Origin of the sequence: Trichocoleus sp. Lan (genome assembly GCF_039961855.1) — a bacterium.
Taxonomy (GTDB): Bacteria; Cyanobacteriota; Cyanobacteriia; order Cyanobacteriales; family FACHB-T130; genus FACHB-T130.
Genome location: NZ_JAMPKA010000005.1, coordinates 226709 through 248021 on the forward strand (window position 1 = coordinate 226709; position 21313 = coordinate 248021).

General features: G+C 46.1%; 23 protein-coding genes and 1 tRNA gene. 14 read left to right on the top strand and 10 right to left on the bottom strand.

The features are described 5' to 3' along the window. The first annotated feature begins 191 nt into the window (after positions 1–191). Together NDA03_RS06820 and NDA03_RS06825 are read left to right on the top strand one after the other, a co-directional pair. The gene (locus tag NDA03_RS06820; protein WP_190412803.1) at positions 192–1250 is read left to right on the top strand and encodes a tetratricopeptide repeat protein; all 1059 of its coding nucleotides are present in this window, start codon (positions 192–194) and stop codon (positions 1248–1250) included. Between the two features lie 421 nt (positions 1251–1671). Then, positions 1672–2058 (top strand): CAAD domain-containing protein, encoded by a 387-nt coding sequence (locus NDA03_RS06825; protein WP_347275920.1) that lies wholly within the window; start codon positions 1672–1674, stop codon positions 2056–2058. A 294-nt stretch (positions 2059–2352) separates the two neighbouring features. On the opposite strand, the gene NDA03_RS06830 is transcribed toward NDA03_RS06825, so the two are convergent. The 3 genes from NDA03_RS06830 to NDA03_RS06840 form a co-directional block, all read right to left on the bottom strand. After that, entirely contained in the window at positions 2353–2949 is a 597-nt protein-coding gene (locus NDA03_RS06830) for a pentapeptide repeat-containing protein (protein ID WP_190412805.1), read from the bottom strand. Between the two features lie 168 nt (positions 2950–3117). After that, on the bottom strand, positions 3118–3954 hold the full coding sequence (locus NDA03_RS06835) for a pentapeptide repeat-containing protein (protein ID WP_190412806.1): 837 nt from the start codon (positions 3952–3954) through the stop codon (positions 3118–3120). Beyond that, entirely contained in the window at positions 3936–4133 is a 198-nt protein-coding gene (locus tag NDA03_RS06840; RefSeq protein ID WP_348237657.1) for a hypothetical protein, read from the bottom strand. Before NDA03_RS06840 ends, NDA03_RS06835 begins: the two co-directional genes overlap by 19 nt. A 662-nt stretch (positions 4134–4795) precedes the next feature. On the opposite strand from NDA03_RS06840, the gene ilvD reads away from it, so the two are divergent. The 5 genes from ilvD (at position 4796) to NDA03_RS06865 (ending at position 10019) form a co-directional block, all read left to right on the top strand. After that, entirely contained in the window at positions 4796–6481 is a 1686-nt protein-coding gene (ilvD, locus tag NDA03_RS06845) for a dihydroxy-acid dehydratase (protein ID WP_190536197.1), read from the top strand. Positions 6482–6590: 109 nt separating this feature from the next. Next, a complete protein-coding gene (locus NDA03_RS06850) occupies positions 6591–7922 on the top strand; it encodes a cytochrome P450 (RefSeq protein ID WP_190536196.1) in 1332 nt (443 codons plus the stop codon). Continuing rightward, positions 7912–8511 (top strand): hypothetical protein, encoded by a 600-nt coding sequence (locus tag NDA03_RS06855; protein WP_348237658.1) that lies wholly within the window; start codon positions 7912–7914, stop codon positions 8509–8511. Before NDA03_RS06850 ends, NDA03_RS06855 begins: the two co-directional genes overlap by 11 nt. A 351-nt stretch (positions 8512–8862) precedes the next feature. Further along, a complete protein-coding gene (locus NDA03_RS06860) occupies positions 8863–9543 on the top strand; it encodes an STM3941 family protein (protein ID WP_348237659.1) in 681 nt (226 codons plus the stop codon). A 62-nt stretch (positions 9544–9605) separates the two neighbouring features. Continuing rightward, positions 9606–10019 carry a hypothetical protein gene (locus NDA03_RS06865; RefSeq protein ID WP_190439850.1) on the top strand — a complete coding sequence of 138 codons (414 nt, stop codon included), beginning with the start codon at positions 9606–9608 and terminating at the stop codon, positions 10017–10019. Positions 10020–10131: 112 nt separating this feature from the next. On the opposite strand, the gene groL is transcribed toward NDA03_RS06865, so the two are convergent. Both groL and groES read right to left on the bottom strand, forming a co-directional pair. Beyond that, complete coding sequence (gene groL, locus NDA03_RS06870) at positions 10132–11769, bottom strand: chaperonin GroEL (protein WP_190412812.1); 1638 nt, start codon at positions 11767–11769, stop codon at positions 10132–10134. 121 nt (positions 11770–11890) lie between these two features. Further along, positions 11891–12202 carry a co-chaperone GroES gene (gene groES, locus NDA03_RS06875; RefSeq protein ID WP_190412813.1) on the bottom strand — a complete coding sequence of 104 codons (312 nt, stop codon included), beginning with the start codon at positions 12200–12202 and terminating at the stop codon, positions 11891–11893. Positions 12203–12507: 305 nt separating this feature from the next. On the opposite strand from groES, the gene NDA03_RS06880 reads away from it, so the two are divergent. Both NDA03_RS06880 and NDA03_RS06885 read left to right on the top strand, forming a co-directional pair. Beyond that, on the top strand, positions 12508–12960 hold the full coding sequence (locus NDA03_RS06880; protein ID WP_190412814.1) for a ferredoxin: 453 nt from the start codon (positions 12508–12510) through the stop codon (positions 12958–12960). A gap of 201 nt (positions 12961–13161) precedes the next feature. Further along, complete coding sequence (locus NDA03_RS06885) at positions 13162–13809, top strand: response regulator transcription factor (RefSeq protein ID WP_190412815.1); 648 nt, start codon at positions 13162–13164, stop codon at positions 13807–13809. Positions 13810–13867: 58 nt separating this feature from the next. Here NDA03_RS06885 and NDA03_RS06890 read toward each other — a convergent pair whose 3' ends face one another. The 4 genes from NDA03_RS06890 to NDA03_RS06905 all read right to left on the bottom strand — a co-directional run bounded on the left by NDA03_RS06890 (position 13868) and on the right by NDA03_RS06905 (position 17221). Then, positions 13868–14113: an NIL domain-containing protein gene (locus NDA03_RS06890; protein ID WP_347275919.1), complete on the bottom strand. Its 246-nt coding sequence runs from the start codon at positions 14111–14113 to the stop codon at positions 13868–13870. Positions 14114–14212: 99 nt separating this feature from the next. Then, a complete protein-coding gene (cysW, locus tag NDA03_RS06895; protein ID WP_190527806.1) occupies positions 14213–15094 on the bottom strand; it encodes a sulfate ABC transporter permease subunit CysW in 882 nt (293 codons plus the stop codon). After that, positions 15084–15941, bottom strand: a complete 858-nt coding sequence (cysT, locus tag NDA03_RS06900) for a sulfate ABC transporter permease subunit CysT (RefSeq protein ID WP_190412818.1) — start codon at positions 15939–15941, stop codon at positions 15084–15086. Before cysT ends, cysW begins: the two co-directional genes overlap by 11 nt. 134 nt (positions 15942–16075) lie before the next feature. After that, a complete protein-coding gene (locus tag NDA03_RS06905) occupies positions 16076–17221 on the bottom strand; it encodes a sulfate ABC transporter substrate-binding protein (protein WP_348237660.1) in 1146 nt (381 codons plus the stop codon). 263 nt (positions 17222–17484) lie between these two features. Between NDA03_RS06905 and NDA03_RS06910 the strand changes: the two genes are divergently transcribed. Next, positions 17485–17556 (top strand) — tRNA-Thr (locus tag NDA03_RS06910). A 153-nt stretch (positions 17557–17709) separates the two neighbouring features. Here the strand turns inward: NDA03_RS06910 and NDA03_RS06915 are convergent. Next, positions 17710–17835 carry a hypothetical protein gene (locus NDA03_RS06915; RefSeq protein WP_348237661.1) on the bottom strand — a complete coding sequence of 42 codons (126 nt, stop codon included), beginning with the start codon at positions 17833–17835 and terminating at the stop codon, positions 17710–17712. 94 nt (positions 17836–17929) lie between these two features. Here NDA03_RS06915 and NDA03_RS06920 point away from each other — a divergent pair, with 94 nt between their 5' ends. The 4 genes from NDA03_RS06920 to NDA03_RS06935 all read left to right on the top strand — a co-directional run bounded on the left by NDA03_RS06920 (position 17930) and on the right by NDA03_RS06935 (position 21309). Next, positions 17930–18397: a GNAT family N-acetyltransferase gene (locus NDA03_RS06920; protein WP_348237662.1), complete on the top strand. Its 468-nt coding sequence runs from the start codon at positions 17930–17932 to the stop codon at positions 18395–18397. Positions 18398–18595: 198 nt separating this feature from the next. Next, positions 18596–19411 (top strand): hypothetical protein, encoded by an 816-nt coding sequence (locus NDA03_RS06925; RefSeq protein ID WP_190412821.1) that lies wholly within the window; start codon positions 18596–18598, stop codon positions 19409–19411. Positions 19412–19417: 6 nt separating this feature from the next. After that, complete coding sequence (locus NDA03_RS06930) at positions 19418–19864, top strand: DUF488 domain-containing protein (protein WP_190412822.1); 447 nt, start codon at positions 19418–19420, stop codon at positions 19862–19864. 539 nt (positions 19865–20403) lie between these two features. After that, the gene (locus tag NDA03_RS06935; RefSeq protein WP_348237663.1) at positions 20404–21309 is read left to right on the top strand and encodes a DUF4394 domain-containing protein; all 906 of its coding nucleotides are present in this window, start codon (positions 20404–20406) and stop codon (positions 21307–21309) included. Positions 21310–21313: the final 4 nt, after the last annotated feature.

Consider the following 21313-nt stretch of genomic DNA (forward strand, 5'->3'; position numbering starts at 1 on the left):
CCTAAGCAGCGTTCGTCCAGTGGCAAGCAAGGGTTGCATTCCAACGCCTAAAGCGATAAATTGTAAGGTTTTTTGAAAAATTTGTTTAAAGCATGAGAGCTTAACCAGCCGATCCGGGAACACTAAAAAGAGACGACCTAGCCTTATACCGCAAGTCGGTGCTAAGCGAATCAAGGTGTTGAGAAAAATATATGGATCGCCGCGTTAACCATCACAACAGCCAACAGGAGGGCGACCTACCTGAGGAGGAACGCATCACTGTTGTTCCTCCTACAGATATTAGCGCTCATAGCCAGCATCAGCCAAAAACCGATAATTACACTAAGGGAGAAGCCGATCGACTGCTGGAGCAAGGTGCCCAGCAGCACCAAAACGGTCATTTCGAGGCGTCACGACTATCCTTTCATCAAGCACTCACGGTCTACGGCGAACTTCAAGACCAGCGAGGACAAGGAAGAACGCTCGGCAATTTGGGGCTAGTGTACTATGCCTTGGGAAATTTTGCCAAAGCGGTTGAGTATTCTGGGCAAAGTTTAGCGATCGCCCAAAGTATCAACGATCAGCGATTGGAAAGTCAAGCGCTGGGAAATATCGGCAATGCCTACCGTCACTTAGGCAACCATGCCAAAGCCATTGAGTTTCAGCAACAAAGTCTGCTAGTCGTGCGGGAACTGAAAGACTTGAGTGCAGAAGTGGCGGCGCTGAATAATCTCGGACTAGCTTACAAGGCACTGGGAGACTACTCAGCCGCCATTGAATACCAGCATCAAAGTCTGATAGTGGCGCGGGAACTCCAAGACCAAGAGGCAGAGGGTCAGATCCTGAGAAATTTGGGAAATGCTTGCTACGCTTTGGGCGACTATGTCAAAGCGATCGCCTACTATAAGCAGCGTTTAGCACTCGTGCAGCAGACTGGAGATCACCGTATTGAGGTACAGATTCTGAGAAATCTGGGGAACGCCTGCTACGCAATCGGGGACTACTCTGCGGCAATTGACTATGGAGAGCAACGCCTAGCGATCGCTTCGGCAACGGATGACCTCCGCTCCCAAGAGCAGGCACTTTCGCATTTAGGAGTGGCTTACGAGGCATTGAGCAACTACGCTAAAGCAATTGACTACTATGAACAACGCTTAAGGATAGCGCGAATCCTCCAAGACAGCCGAGTCGAAGGGCAGGCTCTGGGAAGCCTCCGAGTTGCTTGCTATGCTTTGGGCGATTACGCCAAAGTGATGGAATACGACCAATAGCATTTAATTAAAAATAAAAATTTATAAGGCAATCTATGTATTGCCGAGACCTTAGTTGCGCCCGAAAAGCTTACTATGTATGTTTTTCAGCTTTAGTTTCTAATCTATATCCATACAGCGTAGATTGAGCTAAAAAGTTTCTTGATTTTTAATTTTTTATTTTCTCTAGCTACGTCCCGCTTTTGGGAGATGCATGGAGACCGCTCGCCCGATTATCACTAAGTTTTAACCGGAAAATTCTGGACTCAGCGAAGTGGTCTTGGGGTGTCTGATAATATGAGCAAGAGGAATTCACCCCGCAATTGTACCCAGCTATCTTGCCTAAACGATACACAATCGTACCTAAAACAACGATATGGAGGATATGGACACCATGCAAACTGATTATTCCGCTCCAGAGACCGAAAAAACCCAGGTAGAAATGAGAGTTGACGCCCCAGGCGAATTGGCAGCTCTACCCCCAGCCACCCAATCAACGGAAAAGTGGCAGCAAATTGGAGAACAAATTTCCGCATTTTTCGCAGAACTACCCGAATACTTAGGTGAGTTCTTCTCAGAGTACCAGCGCCCCTTGACCACTCTAGGTCTAATATTAGCTGGCATCATTACCGTGAAGGTGACACTGGCGGTTCTGGATGCGCTTAATGATATTCCTCTGCTAGCGCCGACCTTTGAACTGGTAGGAATTGGCTACTCAGCCTGGTTTGTGTACCGCTACTTACTCCGAGCTTCTAATCGTCAGGAGTTGTCCGAGGAGTTTAAAGCTCTCAAGTCGCAAGTTGTCGGCGGGGATTCCAATAACTCGTAAATTTCTCATTTCCGCATAGCTCATTTCCGCACAGCATTGTTGCCCTGCGTCTCTTATTGTCTGACTTAGGGGTAGCACACCAGTGCCTGCCCCTAATAATTTTAGTTGGAAATTTCTTAATACCGGGTAGAAAGCGCGTGTGCCCATCACGTGATATTTTTAAGCGAGTCGAATCCAAAATATCATTCTGGATTTTAAATTCTAGATTGTAGAAGATTGGCAGTAATTGCATCTCTACGACTAAGTTTGGCGCGATGGTGGGGTTTGATGGTTGAATTTACCAGCGATCGCGGCTCATTTGCTCTCGCTGGGTGTAAAGTGTTCAACTGGCATAATTGTCCCGCTCAATTCCGCTCCACTTAAATCGGCTCCGTTCAAATCAGTTTCACTTAAGTCGGCTTGACTCAAATTCGCCTTAATTAAGTCGGTTCTATTCAGATTTACTCCAATGAGGAGGGCGCTAGTCAGATTGGCTTCACACAAGATTGCATCGCTGAGGTTGGCGTAGCTCAAGTTTGCCCTTCTCATATCTGCGCCAGTTAGATTTGCGCCAGTTAAGTTCGCTCCAGTTAGCTCAGCACCAATCGGTTCGGTTTTAACAAGCCTTGTTCCAATCAGTCTGGCTTTATCAAAATTGGTTCCGATCAAGTCAGCACCCGTGAGATCGGCACCCGTGAGATCAGCACGACTCAAGTTTGCTCCACTCAGATCGGCACCTGTTAGGTTCACCCCCCGCAGGTTGGCTCCGGCTAGGTTAACTCCCTCCAGAATCGTCTCGCTGAAATCGACCTGGCGTAGGTTCGCTCCTTCCAGATTTGCCGCCTTCAAATCTAACTTCTGGAAATCCCGTTCTCCAGCAGCATATCGTGTTAAAACCTCATCCCCATCCATTTCTATTGCCTCTAAATTGCTTCCAGTTAGCGTGGACTTAGGAATTTTGGATTTTAGATTGATTTTCCATGAATTGCCAATCTAAAATCTGGCTGGCGATCGCGTACAGCCCTTTGGGCATGAAAACAGCGAAGCAAGGCGTTAGTTTAGGGCTGACTTGTCACTTCGCTACTCGTGCGTAGCTGCATTAGGCATGATGGCACCAGTCATATCGGCGTCACGGAAATTGACCCGATTTAGGTTAGCGTCAATGAGAACCGCTTCAGTGAGAATTGCCCCAGTCAGGTTTGACCAGCATAGTTTTGACCTGTACAAGTTAGCTCCGGTGAGATTCGCTCCTCGCAGAGTCGCCCAACTTACATTTGCTCCCCTCAGATTGGCTTTAATTAAGATGACATTTGTCAGATTGGTTCCGCTCATCTTGGCGCGGCTCAAGTCTGCTTGCGTGAGATTTGCTCCAATTGCACTGGCTCCATTTAAAACAGCGTTCGCTAAGTTGGCTTTCTCCAGGTTGGCTCCAATTAGAATGGCATTCGTTAAGTTTGCACCTTCCAACACAGCTCCAATCAACGTAGCATTCGTCAAGTTGCTTCGACTTAAGGGCGCATCAATCAGTTTGGCTCCAGTCAGATTGGCATCGCGGAGAATTGTCTCGCTCAAAAGAGCGTGACTCAGGTTAGCTCCGGCGAGGTTAGCTCCGCTGAGATTGGCAGCTCGTAAACTCGCTTCAGTTAAAATCGCTTCGCTCAGGTTGGCGTCAATCAGGCTAGCGCCGATAAGATTTGCCTCGCTGAGATTGGCGCGGAGAACCGCTCCATTTAGATTTGCCTCGCGTAGGTTGACTCCGATTAGGTATGCCCCAATTAGATTTGCTTCGCGCAGGTCTGCTCCCCGCAGGTTCGCTTCGCTCAGGTCAATTCCCATCAGGTCTGCTCTCCGCAGACTTACCTCTCGAAAATCTCGTTCGCCTGCTGCGTAGAGACGTTTCAGTTCATCGGCATCCATCTAAGACCTCCCTTCAGGGTACTGCCGCTACAGTCGTTAGGGATGGGGTTCAACCCCTCTCCTAGAGTGGCAGGAAAATAGCGATCGCAGTCTATGCCAACTGCCCAAGGGTGGGATGACAGACGCTCAAAGCCAAAAATAAAGGTTCTAATCGACGATTGGGATCGGCACAGAACCATGACACGTTGAAGCAGGAGGCGACACTCCCTAACCCTTGAGTGCGTAAAACCTCCTGGGTACACAGGTAGAGCGAACATTTGTTTAGATCCTTCACTTCGAGCGGGATTCAAAAACGGTGGAACTCGCGTTTGGAGCCTGGGTCAGTTTAATCGTTGGACATTCAGTCAGTGTAGATGCTTGAGCGAGTTTGCCTGTTGGATACTAGAACCAGTAGCCGTGAGGTTGAGAAAGCTTACACTATAACCGTAAGGTTAAGTGTGGGATAAAGTCACTATGCTTCACCGCGCCTAGAATTTTGACGGAGGGGTGGCAATAGCGTACAGCCCTTTGGGCATGAAAACAGCGAAGCGAGGCGTTAGCCTAGCGCTGACTTGTTAGTTCGCGCATTTTCTATCAAAGATTTACAAGGCTGGAAACTCCTAAATAATCATGAGAACTAGAGGTTAATCTCTAGCTACTGAATCTTATTCCTAACTTGAGCGCTCAACTCCGCTCAATTAACTCTAATTGTTACAAAATAGCTGCCACCTGGTAGCTGTCAGCGGGTAGCTCTTTGACAGGAAGATTCCTGTAATCTAGTTATATGGGGAGACCTTCTCTCAAACACCAAACCTGCAAAGAGAATAGCCGCTCCACCGAAAAGCAATCTTAAGGACAGAGAATGCCGGAGAATTTGAGAAGCCAAGTTGTAACCCAAGGGGTGCAGCGATCGCCCAACCGGGCTATGTTACGTGCTGTTGGTTTTGGAGATGAGGATTTTACGAAACCCATTGTGGGAATTGCCAATGGGTACAGCACCATTACCCCCTGCAATATGGGGTTAAATGATTTAGCGAAACGGGCTGAAGCTGGAGCCAAGGTGGCTGGGGCGATGCCTCAGATGTTCGGCACGATTACCATCAGCGACGGCATTTCGATGGGCACCGAAGGGATGAAGTATTCCCTGGTGTCGCGGGAAGTCATCGCCGATTCGATTGAGACTGCCTGCAACGGGCAGAGTATGGATGGAGTGCTGGCAATTGGGGGCTGCGATAAGAATATGCCCGGAGCGATGATTGCGATCGCTCGGATGAATATTCCGGCTATTTTCGTGTATGGCGGTACGATTAAACCGGGACATCACAACGGGCGCGATTTGACGGTTGTGAGTGCTTTTGAAGCGGTGGGGCAACACAGCGCCGGAAAAATAGACACGGATGAGTTGCTGCAAGTAGAACGCAAGGCTTGTCCGGGTGCCGGTTCTTGCGGCGGAATGTACACTGCCAATACAATGTCTTCCGCTTTTGAAGCGATGGGGATGAGCTTGCCTTATTCTTCCACAATGGCAGCAGAAGATGCTGAAAAAGCAGAAAGTGCTGAGAAATCTGCTTTTGTCCTAGTAGAGGCAATTAAAAAACAACTTTTACCGCGACAGATTGTTACCCGAAAAGCGTTTGAGAATGCCATTTCTGTAATTATGGCAGTGGGCGGTTCTACGAATGCCGTGCTGCACTTACTCGCGATCGCTCATACGATTGGGGTCGAATTATCCCTGGATGATTTTGAAACCATTCGCGCCCGCGTTCCAGTTTTGTGCGACCTCAAGCCTAGCGGTCAGTATGTCGCCACTGACCTCCACAAAGCCGGTGGAATTCCCCAGGTGATGAAGATGCTCCTGGTACACGATTTGCTACATGGGGACGCCCTGACCATCACCGGACAAACCATTGCTGAAGTCTTGGCAGATGTCCCAGAACAGCCCCGTGCTGACCAAGATGTTATCCGTCCCTGGGATAACCCGATGTATGCTCAAGGGCACCTAGCTATCCTGAGAGGCAATCTGGCAACAGAAGGGGCTGTCGCTAAAATTACTGGAGTGAAAACCCCTTCCATCACAGGCCCAGCGCGGGTATTTGAATCTGAAGAAGCTTCCTTAGCAGCAATTCTGGCTGGCAAGATCAACCGTGGAGATGTCCTAGTGATTCGCTACGAAGGCCCCAAGGGTGGTCCTGGAATGCGAGAAATGCTGGCTCCCACTTCTGCCCTGATTGGTGCGGGATTAGGGGATGCTGTCGGCTTGATTACCGACGGGCGCTTCTCTGGCGGGACTTACGGCATGGTTGTCGGTCACGTAGCCCCAGAGGCGGCTGTAGGAGGCGCGATCGCGCTCGTGGAAGAAGGCGATACCATTACAATTGATGCACGCGATCGCCTGTTACACCTTCATGTACCCGATGAAGAGCTAGAGCGTCGTCGCGCTGCTTGGCAACCGCCTAAACCGCGTTATACAACTGGCGTACTGGCAAAATATGCCAAGTTAGTTTCTTCTAGCAGTGTCGGTGCCGTGACGGATTTAGATTTGGGTTGAAAACAGTCTTTAACTGTTAGATAAACCAAAAAATGAAGTATAAAAGAAGAACCCTGAAGTTTCTCTTTATACTTCATTTTTTTATAACTTTTAACGCAGATTAACAATAATGAACAGCGATAAACTTCCTCCTGGTAGGATGGGGTTGCCGGTGCTTGGCGAAACACTCGCGTTTGTGTTCGACCCCAAATTTATCGAAAAGCGCTATCAGCAATATGGCTCTATCTTTAAGAGTCATGTTATTGGCAAACCTACGGTTTTTATGGTGGGGCCAGAGGCAGCTGAATTTGTTCTCTCCAGCCACATGGATTGTTTCTCGTGGCGCGAAGGGTGGCCCAACAATTTTAAAATGCTGCTGGGCGAATCACTATTTGTGCAAGATGGCGAGGAGCATCGGAGAAATCGCCGCCTGATGATGCCAGCTTTGCATGGCGCAGCGTTAGGAAACTACGTTGCCACAATGGAGTCCATTACGCAAAGCTATCTCGAAAAATGGCAGCAGAAACAGGAATTTACCTGGTTTGATGAGTTCAAACTGCTAACGTTTGATATTGCTAGTCAATTATTGCTGGGTACGAATCCGGGGCCAGAAGCGGTACGGTTGAGCCAGTTGTTTACAAGACTAACGAATGGGCTGTTTGCCATCAATCCGCTGCCTTTACCGTTTACGCAGTTTGGGAAAGCGATCGCGGCCCGTAACGAAATCTTAGAGCATTTGGGCAACGTGGTACGCGATCGCCAGCAACATCCGACTAAAGACGTTCTCAGCCTTTTATTACAAGCTAAGGATGAAGACGGTAACGGCATGAGCGAAAAGGAAATCCGCGCCCAAGCAATGCTGTTACTCTTCGCTGGGCATGAAACGACCACTTCGATGCTGACTTGGTTGTGCCTGGAGTTAGCCCATCACCCAGAGGTGCTGCAACGCGCCAGGGAAGAACAGCAGCAGCTTGCGGCTAGGGGAGGGGTGAATTTAGAACAATTGGGGCAAATGCCCTATCTAGAGCAAATTCTCTGCGAAATTGAACGACTGCATCAGCCCGTCGGGGGTGGTTTTCGCGGTGTCGTCAAACCATTTGAGTTTAATGGCTTTCAAGTTCCATCTGGGTGGCAGGCGGTGTATTCGATTATCGGGACTCATCGACTATCAACGGTTTACCCCGAACCAGAACGTTTCGATCCAGACCGCTTCAGCCCCCAACGGCAAGAACACAAGCAGCGTCCCTTTAGTTTAATTGGTTTCGGTGGTGGGCCACGAATTTGTATTGGGATAGCATTTGCGAAAATGGAGATGAAAATTGTAGCCGCCCACTTACTACGCAGTTATCAATGGGAACTATTACCGAATCAACGCCTTGATTCAGTAGAGATTCCCACCAGCCACCCAAGAGATAGGCTGCGGGTTCGGTTTCAACCGTTGCAAGTGCTATGTGAAAAATAGGAGTGACGCGATCGCACTTGTTCTGGAAAACGATAACATCACAATTGAGGAACCAAAGGCTCTATACGAACAAACGCAGCAAAAAGCGTTTACCTCTGGTGGTGTTATGTCTAATCCAATTCAAACAGCGATCGCTTCTTCTATCAATGAGTGGCTGCAAGCTCACCCCTCCGTCTTGCGGCTACTTCAGATATTCATCTGGGCGACGAATCACCCAATTGTCAGCTTAGTTATTTTGTTGTTTGCGATAGCGATCGCTGGGAGCTTAATCAAAGCCGTTGGTCGCTTAATTGAAACAACTAGCTTATCAATCTTGAAAGCTCCTTTTAAGCTAATTCAGCTCTTATTTGGAGTTAGTTTTCAATCAATCTCAAAGTTTGGAGGCTTAGCTTTCAAACAGTTAACGGGTGCGAAGAATGCTGAACTCCCAGCTTTACCGGATTCAAATTCTCTATCTACTCAGCAAGATAAACAGCAACGACTGGCAGAGATTTCCTCTAGGCTAGAAGCGATTCAAAAAGAGCAGAACGAGCTGTTGCAAGAAGTGGCAACAATCCTCGGTTCTGACAAAATAAATGTGCAAGTTTAAAAAGTGAAGGAGGGTTAAGTAATTCATGAGGTATTTACAAAGAAAATTACCGGATTATTATGAGTGCAACCTTAGTTGAAACCAGATTAATCCCATCTCTATAAATAGATTTTTGATAAAAAAATCCTTATTCAGGTGAGCCATTATTATATTGCCAGTAAGGCTCTGAAATGGCAAGATGAATCTAACAAACCAACAAATTTACCGATCAAAGAATCTAAAAACAGATTTCAAATCATGCTATAACCGTGTAGAGATGCAGATGTGATGATGAAAGAGAACGCACTTGTCTAAAAATACGAAATTACTAAGATTAATACGCAACTAATTTTTAACCATATTTTTAAATAAGTGTATATAAAAGTACCAGCTCGATTTGAGGTTAAACCTAATAGCCAGCACAATGCTATTCTACTGGCTGTTGGCTGTACATTCTTCTCCATCATAGGCTTGTTCATGATGGGATCGGGTCAACCCAAAGCTATTTTGGGTGGAGCTTTGGGTGTTATTTTCTTTGGTGGAGGTGGTATAATCGCTGTTCCTAAACTACTTCAACGCCCAGTTAGTATTATATTGACTCGTGAGGGGTTACAGCAGATTACCCTCTATGGAAAATCTATACTTTATTGGCGGGATATTGAGAGCGTAGGAATCGCTAGATTAGAGGGAACTAAGTTAGTTGGCTTACGCCTGAAAAACTATGATAACTACATTAATAATATGTCTCCTGAATTAGTAAATTATTGGATGAACAGTCTACCATACTTAAAATTATTAAGCTTTGGAACTTTAGTACTAGAGGTGCCACTGGATGTGCCTAGTTTTGTAAAAATTTGGTCGGTACTTAAAGGTCATCCAAATCCTGTTAATGCGCTTAAAAGTTTTGGGAAAGTTGGTAACTTGGTAGAAGCAATGCTCTGGAGTAGACAAACCTATGGATATGATATTTTGTTAAGTTGGGCTGACCTTGACCGCTCTGCCTCAGAGTTTATTGAATTATTAGAGCAATATCGTAAGGCCTCTACCACATAGAAGTAATCATAGTGTTTAAATACAAAATATTTAAAGAACTGGAGATTGATTAGTAAAGTTTTATGAAGATAGAAGTAGGTATCTTCAGTCTTTTAGGTGCTTTAGTTGGTGCTGGTGCTGCTATAGTTGCATCCTTAATCAACAACAAATTTCAATTGCGTAGAGAAAAAGAAAAGTGGCAGCGAGAGCAGCTACAGGAAATATATAGTAACTGCATTTATAACCTAATGAGGTATATACAAGGTTTTGAAGAAGGTGGTCAGAAAGGAGTTGACTTTGCTGAGTCTTCTAGGTGGCTTTCCCTGTTGTTAATCCACCATCCAAGTAAGGATACTGATAATGAAACTTTCAAAGCTTTTCGCTATAAAGTCATAGAACTTACGAGGAGAGGTGGTAGCCTCATGGGATGGGACAAAGTACAAGCTCTGCGAGACGAAATTATTGAAATGGCAGAAAAAGACTCTAGATTGAACTGAGTATCATTATGATAAAAACGAAGGGCAACTACTGTAAAATAGTTGCCCTTCAAAATTAGCAGGTTTGTAGGGTGGGCACGATTGATCGCGCACACCCTAACCCAACAGAGAATTAGTAGTCGAAGTCGCCGCCCATGCCAGCGCCAGCACCCGCAGGAGCGCCATCTTTTGGCTCAGGCTTGTCAACCACGATGCACTCGGTGGTCAGCACCATGCCAGCGATAGAAGCGGCATTTTGCAGAGCGGAACGAGTCACCTTAGCGGGGTCAACGATACCAGCTTCAAACATATCGACGAACTCATTTGTCGCGGCGTTGTAGCCGACGTTGAAGTCCTTCTCTTTGACGCGCTCAGCGATGACAGCGCCATTCTGACCGGCGTTTTCAGCAATCCGCTTCAGAGGAGCAGCCAAAGCACGAGAAACAATCATCGCACCTGTCAACTCTTCATTCTTCAGGTTGGCAGTTGCCCACTCTTCCAACTGAGGAGTCAGGTGAGCTAGGGTTGTGCCACCGCCAGGAACGATCCCTTCTTCCACAGCAGCTTTAGTCGCGTTGATGGCATCTTCCAGACGCAGCTTCTTATCCTTCATTTCGGTTTCGGTCGCAGCGCCCACTTTGACGACAGCGACGCCACCAGCCAGCTTAGCTAGACGCTCTTGCAGCTTCTCGCGGTCATAGGAAGAATCGGTTTCGTCCATTTGACGGCGGATTTGCTCACAACGAGACTTCACAGCAGCTTCGTTGCCTTCGGCGACAATTGTGGTGTTGTCCTTGGTGATGTTGATACGGCGAGCTTTGCCCAGCATTTCTAACCGGGTGCTTTCCAGCTTCAGACCAGCATCTTCGGTGATCAGCTGACCACCAGTGAGAACGGCAATGTCTTCCAGCATTGCTTTGCGGCGATCGCCAAAACCAGGAGCCTTGACAGCAGCCACATTCAGCACACCCCGCAGGCGGTTAACTACCAGGGTTGCCAGAGCTTCTTTCTCGATGTCCTCAGCGATAATGATCAGAGGACGACCAGCACGAGCGACTTGCTCCAGAACGGGCACTAAGTCTTGGACAAGCGTGATTTTCTTGTCGGTCAGCAGGATGAAAGGCTCTTCCAGAACCGCTTCCATCCGCTCCATGTCGGTAGCGAAGTAGGGAGAGATGTAGCCTTTGTCAAAGCGCATCCCTTCGGTGATTTCCAGTTCGGTGGTCATGGACTTCCCTTCTTCCAGGGAGATGACGCCTTCCTTGCCCACCTTATCCATCGCTTCAGCGATCATCCGACCAACTTCTTCGTCGTTACCAGCAGAGATGGTACCAACTTGAGCGATCGCTTTGGAATCTTCTACTTGTTTGGCGTGTTCGGCAATTCTTTCCACCAGGAAGCCAGTGGCTTTGTCAATCCCGCGCTTCAGAGAAATTGCATTTGCACCCGCAGCAACGTTTCTCAAGCCCTCTTTTACAATTGCATGAGCGAGAACGGTTGCAGTCGTAGTGCCATCACCAGCAGCATCATTGGTCTTAGAAGCGGCTTGACGAATTAAGGAGACCCCCGTGTTTTCAACGTGATCTTCTAATTCAATTTCTTTGGCAATGGTGACACCATCATTCACGATTTGTGGTGCGCCGAACTTCTTCTCTAGTACCACGTTGCGGCCTTTAGGGCCGAGAGTGACAGCCACAGCTTCAGCTAGGATGTCCATCCCTTTTTCCAGGGCGCGACGAGCGTTTTCGTTGTAAATAATGCGCTTAGCCATAGTTCCTCAGTTGTTTTGAGTTTTGAGTTTTGAGTTTTGAAGGAGTGTTGAGCGTTGAGTTTTGAGTGTTGAGTTAAGCAGATGTTTTTAACTCGGAACTCTCAACTCAGAACTCATAACTTTATGAAACGACTGCTAAAATGTCCTTCTCTGAGAGCAGAACGTACTCTTCTGTGCCGAGTTTGATGTCTGTGCCAGCGTACTTGGAGTAGAGAACCTTGTCGCCCACAGAGACTTCCAACTCAACACGAGTGCCTTTGTCATCGCGCTTGCCAGGTCCCACAGCGACGACTTCCCCTACTTGAGGCTTTTCTTTGGCATTATCAGGAAGAAGAATTCCACCAGCGGTTTTCTCTTCAGCAGCGCTCACTTTCACAAAAACGCGATCGCCCAGCGGCTTAACAGTGGATACGCTTAGAGATACAGCTGCCATACAAACTTCGCTCCTATTACAGGTTTGACTCAAGACACACGATTCGTTCGTTGAGAATTAGCACTCTCAACCTCTGAGTGCTAATTTAGCCCAACCAGTGTGCGATCGCAACAAAATTCTTTGTACGGGTTCCCGAACTTATCCGGTTGTCGGAAGACTTTAGTAGAAATGCTTAAGACACAAAGAGGGCTTTAGTCATTGGGATGGCATAGCGCGATCGCACTCAATCTGCTAAAAAAAATTGGAACCGCTAAAATCTCCTAAAAAACGGATATCTCGCTTCTTCCAAGGAAATCAAATAAATAATGACTGAAAACACAGTGGCTGAGTCTAGCCCTGAAATTCCTGAAACTTGTCAATCATCAGACCCAAACGCTCTCGCCGCTTGTGTGCAGACCTTGGGACTGAATCAAATTCAGCGCCATGTCTTCATCTGTGCCGATCCAACCTTACCCCAGTGTTGCTCCAAGGAAACCAGTTTAGAATCTTGGAATTACTTGAAAAAGCGACTTAAAGAGCTAAAACTAGACAAGCCTTCCGACAAAAGCCCTCTTTGCATTTTCCGCACCAAAGCAAACTGTCTGCGAGTTTGCTCCCAAGGCCCAATTCTAGTCGTTTACCCAGATGGTGTTTGGTATCGTGGAGCGACTCCTGAAGTCATTGAGCGGATTATCCAAGAACATCTGATTGGCAACAAAATTGTGCAAGAATACGCTTTCTTAGTTCATCCACTACCAAAACCCTATACAGTAACATAGTAGCTACGTTATATTCTTCCGTGTACCTACTAGATTTTCGTCGTTGTGACCCATGTCAGTGACTATAATTTTCTAAAAAGAGATTATAGGAATTGCCTAGACTTAGTAGGAGTCGGTGCAGCAGGGTGCTGAAAAAAACGTAAACTATACGTACAAAACGGTTTAAATTTTCACAATTCCAGGCTTGGCGAGTGGCACAGCATGAAAGACACCAGTATAAGAGATAACAAACGACTGTTGCTGATTGATGACGACCCCAACCTGATTTTGCTGGTCAAGGACTACCTGGAATTTCGGGGGTACGAAGTCATCACCGCTGAAAATGGTCGGGAAGCACTGGAAGTTCTAGAGCATGATATTCCTGACATGATTATCTGTGATGTCATGATGCCAGAGATGGACGGAATTGCCCTTGTGCAACACGTCAGAGAAGATCCCCGCATCAGCTGGATTCCAGTTCTATTCCTCTCAGCGAAAGGTCAAAGTCAAGACCGAGTCAAGGGTCTCAATACTGGGGCAGATGTCTACATGGTCAAGCCCTTTGAGCCAGAAGAATTGGTGGCGCAAGTGGAATCTTCTCTTAAGCAGGCCACTCGCCTAATTCATCATCCAGCTAGAGGAACCGAAGGAGGGTCGAAACTCCAGGTACCTGACACTGTAGAATTAACCCCGACCGAGCTGAAAGTAGTTCAGTTTGTGGCAAGAGGTATGGCAAATCGAGAAATTGCTGAGCAGATGAACGTCTCTCAGCGCACGATTGAGAGCCACGTATCCAATATGTTAGGTAAAACGAATCTCCATAACCGCACGGAGTTAGCTCGTTGGGCGATTGAGAGTAATATGGCTTAACAAATAAAAAGGCAAAATTAATAATTGAAATTATTAATTTTGCCTTTTTAAATTTTCGTTACCACCCATCTTGTTCGCTGTCAGATTTGCCCCACAGTTCTAGATCCAGTTCATTCAAATAAGTTAAGGCGCTTTGAAGTTGGCGAGTCGATCCTGAGAGTTCTAGGTCAAACCAGCCATCATCTCTAGCGTTGGCTCCTAAAAGGGCAGCAGCAATATTAACTGTGACACCGTGGTGAGAGACTAGTCGCGAGATGATGGGATCTTCCTGATATTCCTTGGGAATGCGGATTCTGACACGCATTTTAGTAGGTCTGTTATCTTCGTGCCCAGTCGTAGATTGAGCAGGTTTTGATGTATTTACAGGCAAGTCATTTGTACTATACATAGTCCTCAATTCCTCCTATTCAACATCTTTAATACTGGTTTTACGCTCTAGAATTTCTTTCAAGACCAGGGTAACTAACGCAAGTGCCCCAAGTAGAACGGCGGCTGAGAAAGATGCTTGAGTCTGGTATTGCTTATAAGCTTCCTCCACAAACAACGGCAAAGTTTGAGTTTTGCCCGCAATATTGCCAGATACAACCGAGACGGCACCAAACTCGCCCATGACTCTGGCGTTGGTCAAAATGACGCCGTAGAGGAGGCCCCAGCGAATATTCGGCAGAGTGACGCGCCAGAAGATTTGCCAGTCAGTTGCACCCAACGTTTTAGCCGCTTCTTCTTGATCTGAACCAGCTTCTTCCAAAACGGGAATCACTTCACGGGCGACGAAGGGCATCGTAATAAAAGCACTCGCCAATATCATTGCAGGCGCGGCGAAAATAATTTTTATGTTTGCCGCCGCTAGCAGTGGACCAAACCAACCGTTGCGTCCATAGAGCAGCACGATCATCAGTCCAGCGACGACTGGGGATACGGCAAAGGGGATGTCTAGAAGGCTGATCAGAAAGGTTCGACCCCGGAATCGATGTCGTGCGACCACCCACGCTGCACAGAGTCCAAACACGACATTCATCGGTACGACAACCAGGGCGATCAAGATAGTCAGCTTTACGGCATGGAGAAAATGGGGTTCCGTCATATTGTGGATAAACGGGCCAAACCCTCCCTTAAATGCTTGCACAAAGACGTTGATAGCTGGAATGAACAAAATCACAGCCAAGTAAGCGATCGCTACCCCGATCAAAACAACTTTTACCCAGCTTTTTTCCTTCTGGTTTGGGGAGACTTGAGGAGTTTTTAATTCTGGATTAAAAGACTTCCCTGCTACATTAGAGTTCATACTTTCGTCCCCACGCTTGCAAAACATTAATTACGATTAGAACTAACAGCGAAATTACTAATAAAACAGTCCCAATCACCGTTGCTCCGGAATAGTCATACTGTTCCAATCGCTGAATAATCAACACGGATGCGATTAAGTCCTTAAAAGGTACATTCGCCGCCACAATTACGACCGAACCGTATTCTCCAACAGCACGCGCAAATCCCAACGCTACACCCGTTAAAATCGCTGGCATTAAAGGTGGCAAAACAACTCGCCAAAATGTCTGAAATTTAGAGGCTCCCAAAGACCAAGCGGCTTCTTCGACTTCATGCTCCATTTCTTGCAATACAGGCTGTAAGGTTCGCACGACAAATGGCAAAGAGATAAACACCATCGCCACCCCCACTCCCAAGCGCGTGAATGCCACCTTAATTCCCAAAGGTGCTAGCAGGGAACCAATCCAGCCGTTATCGCTGTAGACCGTTGCCAGTGTTAAACCCGCGACTGAGGTAGGCAGTGCAAAGGGCAAATCAATGGCTGCATCAATGAACCGTTTGAATGGGAACTCATAGCGAACCAAAACCCAAGCAATTAACACGCCAAACACTCCGTTGAGCAGTGCCGCAATGAAGGCTGTGATGAAGGTAACATCGTAGGTTGCAAGAGCAATGGGACTGGTGGCAATTCTCCAAAAATCAATCGGTTTTTCTGTACTTGCTTTCAACACAAGGGCAGACACTGGCAGGATGAGCATGATGGTGAGATACCCCAAGGTAATCCGCCAAGGCCAGGACATACTGCTTATCTGGCGAAATGGGTTTTTCCAAACAGAAGTTTGTTGAGGAGGAGCCGATACAGCCATAGAAAAGTATCCAGTATTAAAGAATGATGAAATTCGGTAATTGTTCTCGGTTTTAATTGTGGCTAATTGCTAATGAATCCTAGTCTTTTCTTGGTTGATAATGACGCAATTAGCAATTAGCTCTTAGTCAGTCTTTATCTACTGCTAGCTTGAATTTTGTCAAAAATTGTTCCGTCATCAAAAAACTTCTTCTGGATCTCGTCCCAGCCCCCCAAATCTTGAGCGGTGAAGAGAGTTTTAACTGGGGCATACTGCTTCGCGACTTCTTCCCCTACTGTTGGATCAACGGGTCGGAATCCCACTTTGGCAAATTCTCGTTGGGCTTCTGGGGTATATAGAAACTTGACAAACGCTTCTGCAATTTCTCTCGTGCCGTGTTTGTCAACGTTTTTGTCCACAACGGCGACCGGGCTGTCGATGGAGATGTTCGTATCGGGCACGACATAAGGAAGTTTCTGACCGTTTTGCCCAGCCAATACTACTTCATTTTCATAGTTGATTAAGACATCTCCCTGTCCTTGCTTGAAAAAGACATCACTGGCTTCGCGGGCGTCTCTCGGTAGCACGGGGACATTCTTGTAAACTTTGGTGACTAATTCTTGGGCTTTGGCATCGTCACCGCCGGTTCTGGTCACTGAACCCCATAAACCTAAGAAGTTCCAGCGAGCGCCACCAGAAGTTTTGGGGTTAGCTGTAATGACTTGCACGCCATCTTTGGCTAAGTCTGTCCAGGTTTTAATTCCTTTGGGATTGCCCTCGCGAGTAACCAGTGCTGCAACAGATTTGGTTACAATTGCACCATTCGGTGCTTCTTTCTCCCAACCAGCTTCAATTAACCCGGCTTTCTCAAGCTTCTCGGTATCAAGAGCCAGGGCCAGGTTTACAACGTCCGCCTCTAAACCATCGATTACGGCACGGGTTTGGGAGCCAGATCCACCATAGCTTTGGTTGAAGGTAACGTTTTGGTTGCGTTCCTGTTTCCACTTAGCGGTGAACTGGGGAATAATTTTTTCGTAAGCAGCGCGAGTCACCGCGTAGGAGACGAGGGTTACTTGTGCATCGCCGGTTTTTGCCGCTGGGCTGGCACCACCTGCGGCAGTCGTTGTCGGGGAAGGGGAATTAGAGTTACTGGGGGCGCAAGATGCGATCGCTACGCTTAAACTCATCCCCAATAGGAACAGAGACACAAAACCCTTCCGGGAAGTGACCTTCAGCCATCTGGCTGTCTGTTGTTTCCACGGTTGAAGTGCCTTAAGCCGAGTAATTTGCCACAAACGCATGAACGCTCTCCTTTAATCCCCGGTACATCGGTCGGGATACCGTAATTTTGGGTACGAACATAGATTCTACAGCAACTAAGAACGTTTGTGTCTAGTTCCGCGAAATTTCAACCAGAGGTTTGGTTAAGAGGAAGGGGAGGGCGATCGCGACTCCAGCCCAAATTAGTTTTGATGATTTGGCTGATGTTCCTGGGAAAGAATTGAGTATTAATACTGAAAGGACTGGATATTTAATTCAAAAATTGCTATTCTATACATTGGTTGCTGGTGTAGCTCAGGGGTAGAGCAGCTGATTTGTAATCAGCCGGTCGCAAGTTCAAATCTTGTCACCAGCTTTTTTTGTGAGTTTGTGCCTTCTAGCTTCCTTGTGACTTTACCCATAACTTTGCCGCAACGGCAGGCTTATGCTTCCATTTAACAGTGGCAATATTATGGTTCCAGCTTTCACTAAAATTACTTCATTGGTGTAAATAGAGCTTACTTCTCAATTAGCGCTTTACCTGCCCTAAAGCTAGAATTTGGTGGAATAAGCTATGGGCTGCCCAAGCTATATAGACGCCTAATGCACCATAAGCAATAACTTCCAAGAAGTAATTTATAGATAATCGCGCCATCGCTACAAGTACACCTATAACAGCGACTTGGGTTTTGGAATCAAGCGGAACTCATCATGCCTTGGAACTTTAGAAAGTCTACGAGAACGGCTGGATGACTCAGGAGATAGAGCAATTAGTTGGAGATAAGCAAGGTCGCCAGTACCAGATGAAAGGCGATTATGACGATGAATCCGGGCTTCTTGTCGTCAAGCTGCAATATCAAAATAATGAAGTTGGTCGGCTTCAATGCGTCGTCGATCCACCAGGAGAAATGAAAATAAGCGACTTGATTATCTCCAATGATGATGATGATGTCGTAGAGATCCCAAGGTGGCGGAAAGTATTTAAACTCAAACCTAGAAACTACCGCAACAAAGGACTAGGCACTTACCTTCTGAAGTTTGCGCTTGACTTCGCTCGCCAGAAGGGGATGACACACATCTACGGTTGCTTGACTCACAAAGATATCGCCACCACTCCAGGTCTTATCAACTGGTACAAAAAGCACGGGTTTGAGCTAGAGTCGCCTGCGCCAAAAGACCCTTCTACGACAGCGCATAGAATATCTCAACAGCTTTGAGCGAGTGGGGCGATGGTTCCAGCAAAAGCGAACGGACTTCTTCGGCGCAACGCGATCGCTCTTTTGCATCGAAAATTTCACGGTTTGGCAGAGATCCCGTGCGCCAACAATCACTAGCAGGCCTTGTAGCCTAGCCTATAACCAACTTTTCCCCTTTGCACCGCCAAGCCACCTTGAATTTAAAGAAGGTTAACTTATATGGAAAGAAATAAAATACTAATTGCAACAAAGACTTATCCTTCAATAAGCACCAAATACAAAGAAACTGTTTGTACGGCTGGAATCTTATTGGATGACGACGAAAATCCTAAAAGTTGGATTCGCATTTATCCTATTCGTTTCCGCGAGCTAGAAGTCGATAAAAAATTTCCTAGATGGAGTATTATCAGCGCTCGAATAGAAAAAAATGATAAGGATGCTAGACCTGAAAGTTATAGGATAGATGATGATTCTATAAGTGTCCTTAGAAAAGTCGGGACGGAGAATAATTGGGGAAAAATAAAATCTTTCATTTTCCCTTTTCAGTTTGATTCCATCAATAGTATTAAAAAACAAAATAAAACTCTAGGTTTAATTAAGCCTAAAAATATAAGTAAATATTTTTGCAAGCCAGTAGAACGTGAATGGAGCGATAAGCAGCAAGCCGTGCAGGATCAGCTCGAGTTGCTCGATTTACTAGAACCAAGCAATCCATTGTCAACATTAGAGAAAATTCCTTATAAGTTTGGATATGAATTTACAGATAATGATGACGTTAAACACAAATATACAATCACCGACTGGGAAATCATGCAGTTGTACAGAAATTGTAGAGAACGCTCAAAATTAGCTGATTTATACTCTAAGGAGAATGAAGCATTGGAGAAAGTTAGGCAAAAACTCGAAAGCAGCTTTATGTATGATAAAGAGCTTTATTTTATTGTTGGGAATTTAAAAAGCCATCCCCAGAATTTTATGATTATTGGTTTAGTGTACCCACCTATAGTAAAATATGAACAGCTCAGTTTTTTCTGAATAAAAATGGCTATTATTGCTACAGAAGATGATTCTAAAACTATTTCTAATATGGATAGACTCATCCTGACTTTTGGTTATGGAAATAGAACAAACCACGAAGTTTTTTTAGATTACTTACATGAATTTAATGTCACTTGTGTAATAGACGTTAGATTAAGCCCTCGTGCTTGGAGTCGTCAATGGTACAAAGAGCAGATAGAAAAAATTTGTAGTTATAAAAAAATTAAGTATTTATCAAAAGAATCTCTAGGTAATACATCTGGTAAAAGTAACTGGATTCCTCCTGATTATGATAAAGCGCGTGAAACACTAATAGAAATTTCAAAGCTTGCTGAAGTCGGCACGATTTTACTATTGTGTGCTGAGATGGACTCATCTAAATGTCATAGAGTAGATGTTGCTTGCGAACTACAGAAGCTTGTTGATGTTCCAATTAAACATTTGAAGTAAACTAAAAAAGCACCGCCTCAATTAAAAACCTTCAAGCGTTACATCGAAAATTTCGTAGTGGAACACTCTCTAAAGCGTCAACTCTTACGGAATCAACAAAGAAGTGTTTTAACGCAAATCCTTGGCTCAAGTCTTGGCTCAAAAGTTGAATTCGCAAACAACTCGACCAGTTTGTTTGTCTACGCGATGCTATGGAGTATGTTCTATACTTAGCGTCCTAACCGCCCTGGCTGTTGCTATACTTCCACACTGCCTTGAAACACAAACTGAAAGTTTCTGCTTTCCGTAGTTTTACAATGCGTAGTTTAAACAAGCATTTCAGCAAAACTTCATCAAAACTTCATCTTTTGAGAGAAAAGAGGCTGCTAATTAAAGAATTTGTAAAGATAGACTCTGACCGAAAACCGTAGTGATAGTTCCTCCGTACAGTACACAGTCATTGTCAATCACCGTTAAAACTAAGCATATTTGCGTAGTTTTAGTTACTTGTTGAGCTTGGCTGACAAAACTAGAAAAAATTAGCAGTCGGAGAACTACCCATGAAACTAATTAAGCTTGGTACAGCGATCGCTGCATTAACTGTAGCTACGATGTTCGATCTGCTCGGCGTTGCCAAACCCGCAGAGGCAGCGACCATGAAGCTGATTGGTCTGAACGACGATAACAGCCTGGTTTTCTTTAACCGCAAACTTTCCAAGATTTCTAGCACCGTAAAGATTGCAGGGGTTGATGGGACTGTGCTAGGGATTGACTTTCGACCAGCCGATGGTCTCCTCTACGGTGTCACAGACAAAAACGGTATTTATACGATTGACACCACCACAGGTGCTGCGACTTTGGTAAGTAACCTCAGCGCTCCCTTCTCTGGAGGAGTCACGTCAGGATTTGACTTCAATCCAGTACCTGACCGCCTGCGGCTTGTTGGTAGCAATGACCAAAACCTTCGCATAAACGTGGACACTGGTGCAGTGATTACTGATGGAACCTTAAACTATGCATCTGGCGATCCCAACTTCGGAGCTAACCCCAATATTACCGCTGCGGCCTACACCAACAACTTCGCTGGGACAACTATAACCGCACTATACGGAATTGACTTTGCTCTCGACACATTGGTTCAGCAGAACCCGCCCAATGCTGGCATTCTGAACACGATTGGCTCCCTAGGTGTTGATTTCGGCGAAACTGGAGGATTTGACATTGTAACGACCAAGAAGGGAGGTAGCATCGTCAATAATGCCTTCGCAGCTTCTGGCTCGAACATTTACAGCATCAACTTGGGCACAGGTGCTGCTACGACACTAGGCACTTTCAGTGGCGGCGGCAATATTGTTGGTCTTGCTGCCACTTCCGTCCCTGAGCCTGGTACTGTTGGCTCTTTGCTCGGTTTCGGTGCGCTTGCCCTACTAAGTCGCAGCCGCCGTCGTGTCAAGTCAGCTAATTAAATAT